The following is a 4,235-nucleotide window of genomic DNA, read 5'->3' as shown; positions in this document are numbered from 1 at the left end:
AGAAGAGCTAATGCCTCGTAAGGGTCCCGCCACCAAGCGCATCCCCGAGACCGACCCGGTCTACAGCAGCCAGATCGTCACGCAGCTGATCAACAAGATCCTGGTCGACGGCAAGAAGCAGACCGCTCAGCGCATCGTCTACTCGGCGCTCGAGGGCGCTCGCGAGAAGAACGCGACCGATCCGGTCATCACGCTCAAGCGCGCGCTCGACAACGTCCGTCCGAGCCTCGAGGTCAAGAGCCGCCGCGTCGGCGGTGCGACCTACCAGGTCCCGATCGAGGTCCGTCCGGCCCGCCAGACGACCCTCGCGATGCGCTGGCTCGTCAAGTACGCCGGCGAGCGCCGGGAGAAGACCATGGCCGAGCGTCTCCAGAACGAGATCCTCGACGCCAGCAACGGTCTCGGCGGTGCCGTCAAGAAGCGTGAGGACACGCACAAGATGGCCGAGGCCAACCGCGCGTTCGCGCACTACCGCTGGTAATCACCACCGCAGGGCGGGGCCGTACGGGCCCCGCCCGCACCACCACCTGTTCCACGATCAAGAGAGAGCTCACGTAGTGGCTACCGAACTCACCACCGACCTCACCCGGGTCCGCAACATCGGCATCATGGCGCACATCGACGCCGGCAAGACCACGACCACCGAGCGCATCCTCTTCTACACCGGCATCAACTACAAGATCGGTGAGGTCCACGACGGCGGCGCCACGATGGACTGGATGGAGCAGGAGCAGGAGCGCGGCATCACGATCACGTCGGCCGCGACGACCTGCTGGTGGAAGAACCACCAGATCAACATCATCGACACGCCCGGCCACGTCGACTTCACGGTCGAGGTCGAGCGCTCGCTGCGCGTCCTCGACGGCGCGGTCGCCGTGTTCGACGGCGTCGCCGGTGTCGAGCCGCAGTCCGAGACCGTCTGGCGTCAGGCCGACAAGTACGGCGTCCCGCGCATGTGCTTCGTCAACAAGCTCGACCGCACCGGCGCCTCGTTCGACTTCTGCGTCAAGACGATCCGCGAGCGCCTCGGCGCCACCGCGCTCGTCCTGCAGCTGCCGATCGGCGCCGAGCAGGACTTCCTGGGCGTCGTCGACCTCGTCGGCATGCGCGCCCTGACCTGGCGCGGCGAGACCACGATCGGCGAGGACTACTCCGTCGAGGAGATCCCGGCCGAGCTGGCCGACGCCGCCGCCGAGGGCCGCGACGCGCTCCTCGAGACGCTGTCCGACGTCGACGACGAGATCGCCGAGCTGTACCTCGACGGTGCCGACATCTCGGTCGAGGTCCTCCAGGCCGCGATCCGTCGCGCCACCCTGGCTGCGAAGCTCAACCCGGTCCTGTGTGGCACCGCGTTCAAGAACAAGGGCGTCCAGCCCCTGCTCGACGCGGTCGTCGCCTATCTGCCCTCGCCCATCGACGTCGGTGCCATCGTCGGCCTCGACCCGAAGGACGAGTCCAAGAACGACACCCGCGAGCCGTCCGACGACGTGCCCTTCTCGGGCCTGGCCTTCAAGATCGCCACGGACCCGCACCTGGGCAAGCTCACGTTCGTCCGCGTCTACTCCGGCCGCCTCGAGGCGGGCACCCAGGTCCTCAACGTGACCAAGGGCCGCAAGGAGCGGATCGGCAAGGTCTACCAGATGCACGCCAACAAGCGTGAGGAGATCGCGTCGGTCGGCGCCGGCCAGATCGTGGCCGTCATGGGCCTGAAGGACACCACCACGGGCGAGACGCTGGCCGACTCGGCCAACCCCATCGTCCTGGAGTCCATGACGTTCCCCGACCCGGTCATCCAGGTCGCGATCGAGCCCAAGACGAAGAGCGACCAGGAGAAGCTCGGCGTCGCGATCCAGAAGCTCGCCGAGGAGGACCCGACGTTCCAGGTCCACACCGACGAGGAGACGGGTCAGACGATCATCGCCGGCATGGGCGAGCTCCACCTCGACATCCTCGTGGACCGCATGAAGCGCGAGTTCAACGTCGAGGCCAACGTCGGCAAGCCGCAGGTCGCGTACCGCGAGACCATCCGCAAGACGGTCACGGGTCACAGCTACACCCACAAGAAGCAGACCGGTGGTTCGGGTCAGTTCGCGAAGGTCGTCATCGGCATCGCGCCCAACGGCCCCGAGGCCGGTGGAGAGGGTGGCTACGAGTTCGTCAACGAGGTCTCCGGTGGACGCGTCCCCCGCGAGTACATCCCCTCGGTCGACGCCGGCGGACAGGCTGCCATGGAGTTCGGCGTCCTCGCCGGCTACCCCATGGTCGACGTCAAGTTCACCCTGGAGGACGGCGCCTACCACGACGTCGACTCCAGCGAGCTCGCGTTCAAGCTGGCCGGCAACATGGCGTTCAAGGAGGCCGCGCGCAAGGCTGGCCCGGTCCTCCTCGAGCCCGTGTTCTCCGTCGAGGTCACGACGCCCGACGACTACATGGGCGACGTGATCGGCGACATCAACTCCCGTCGAGGCCAGGTCTCGTCCATGGACGAGGGCTACGGCGGCGCGAAGGTCATCAAGGCGCTCGTGCCGCTCTCGGAGATGTTCGGCTACGTGGGTGACCTGCGGTCCAAGACCTCGGGTCGTGCCTCGTACTCGATGCAGTTCGACTCCTACGCGGAGGTCCCCAAGGCCGTCGCGGAAGAGATCATCAAGAAGGTCCGCGGCGAGTAGTCCGCGGGGGCCTCGGCCCCCACACCACTCGGTAGTACCCATCCCATAGGGTGGCCTGAGGTTTCCCACGCCGGGACCGACGGCCTCACCGTCAGCAGACATCACAACCCAGAAGGAGCCCCAGTGGCTAAGGCGAAGTTCGAGCGGACCAAGCCGCACATGAACATCGGCACCATCGGACACATCGACCACGGCAAGACGACCTTGACCGCGGCGATCACGAAGGTGCTGCACGACAAGTACCCCGACCTGAACGAGGCCTCGGCCTTCGATCAGATCGACAAGGCTCCCGAGGAGCGCCAGCGCGGTATCACGATCTCGATCTCGCACGTCGAGTACCAGACCGAGAACCGCCACTACGCGCACGTCGACTGCCCGGGTCACGCTGACTACGTGAAGAACATGATCACGGGTGCGGCGCAGATGGACGGCGCGATCCTCGTGGTCGCCGCCACCGACGGCCCCATGCCCCAGACGCGTGAGCACGTGCTGCTCGCCCGCCAGGTCGGCGTGCCGTCGATGGTCGTCGCGCTCAACAAGTGCGACATGGTCGACGACGAGGAGATCCTCGAGCTCGTCGAGATGGAGGTCCGCGAGCTGCTCAGCGACCAGGAGTTCGACGGCGACAACGTCCCGATCGTCCGTGTTGCCGCGCACCCCGCGCTCCAGGGCGACGCCAAGTGGGGCGACGCGATCGCCGAGCTGATGGCGGCCGTCGACGACTACATCCCGCTGCCCCCGCGTGAGACGGACAAGCCGTTCCTCATGCCGGTCGAGGACGTCTTCACGATCACCGGTCGTGGCACCGTCATCACGGGTCGTATCGAGCGTGGCGTCATCAAGGTCAACGAGACCGTCGACATCGTCGGCATCCGTGAGACCAAGCAGACCACGACGGTCACCGGCATCGAGATGTTCCGCAAGCTCCTCGACGAGGGCCAGGCGGGCGAGAACGTCGGCCTCCTGCTTCGTGGCACGAAGCGCGAGGACGTCGAGCGCGGCATGGTCATCATCGCGCCCGGCTCCACGACGCCGCACACCAACTTCGAGGGCCAGGCCTACATCCTGTCCAAGGAGGAGGGTGGCCGTCACACGCCGTTCTTCAACAACTACCGTCCGCAGTTCTACTTCCGCACCACGGACGTCACCGGCGTCGTCACGCTGCCCGAGGGCACCGAGATGGTCATGCCCGGCGACAACACCGAGATGAGCGTTGAGCTGATCCAGCCCATCGCCATGGAGGAGGGCCTGCGCTACGCCATCCGTGAGGGTGGCCGTACCGTCGGCGCCGGCCGCGTCACCAAGATCGTCAAGTGACCTTGTCGATCTGACGCAGCTCAGCTGAGACTGCAGCGAAGCCCCTCGGACCCTCACGGGTCCGGGGGGCTTCGTCGTGCGTGGAGGAGGGGTCGGCCCCGGCGGTCCGTCGTCGGGGACCAGGGATGAGGCATCGCGGTCGCCAGGGCTGCCCTAATGCCTCATCGCCGGTCCCCGCCCCGCTGGGTGGTCCATGCCTGCTTGTCCGCAACGATCCGCGATGCCGGATGCCCCCCCCCCCCCCCCCCC

3 protein-coding genes are annotated in these 4,235 nt (G+C 67.0%); all 3 read left to right on the top strand.

The window, feature by feature from the left end; translation table 11 throughout:
* Window positions 1-10 precede the first annotated feature (10 nt).
* The 3 genes from rpsG to tuf all read left to right on the top strand — a co-directional run bounded on the left by rpsG (window position 11) and on the right by tuf (window position 3,986).
* Window positions 11-481, top strand: a complete 471-nt coding sequence (gene rpsG, locus ABD127_RS18430) for a 30S ribosomal protein S7 (protein ID WP_229051888.1) — start codon at window positions 11-13, stop codon at window positions 479-481.
* Between the two features lie 76 nt (window positions 482-557).
* Window positions 558-2,669 carry an elongation factor G gene (gene fusA, locus ABD127_RS18425; protein WP_344204186.1) on the top strand — a complete coding sequence of 704 codons (2,112 nt, stop codon included), beginning with the start codon at window positions 558-560 and terminating at the stop codon, window positions 2,667-2,669.
* A gap of 123 nt (window positions 2,670-2,792) precedes the next feature.
* A complete protein-coding gene (gene tuf / locus ABD127_RS18420) occupies window positions 2,793-3,986 on the top strand; it encodes an elongation factor Tu (RefSeq protein WP_344204184.1) in 1,194 nt (397 codons plus the stop codon).
* Window positions 3,987-4,235 lie beyond the last annotated feature (249 nt).

The organism is Aeromicrobium alkaliterrae, assembly GCF_039529015.1.
Lineage (GTDB): Bacteria > Actinomycetota > Actinomycetes > Propionibacteriales > Nocardioidaceae > Aeromicrobium > Aeromicrobium alkaliterrae.
This window is presented reverse-complemented; position numbering and strand designations above follow the sequence as displayed.

Bases quoted from the DNA above. Each gene is read 5' to 3' on its own strand.
- rpsG (WP_229051888.1), top strand. From the start codon at position 11: ATGCCTCGTAAGGGTCCCGCCACCAAGCGCATCCCCGAGACCGACCCG.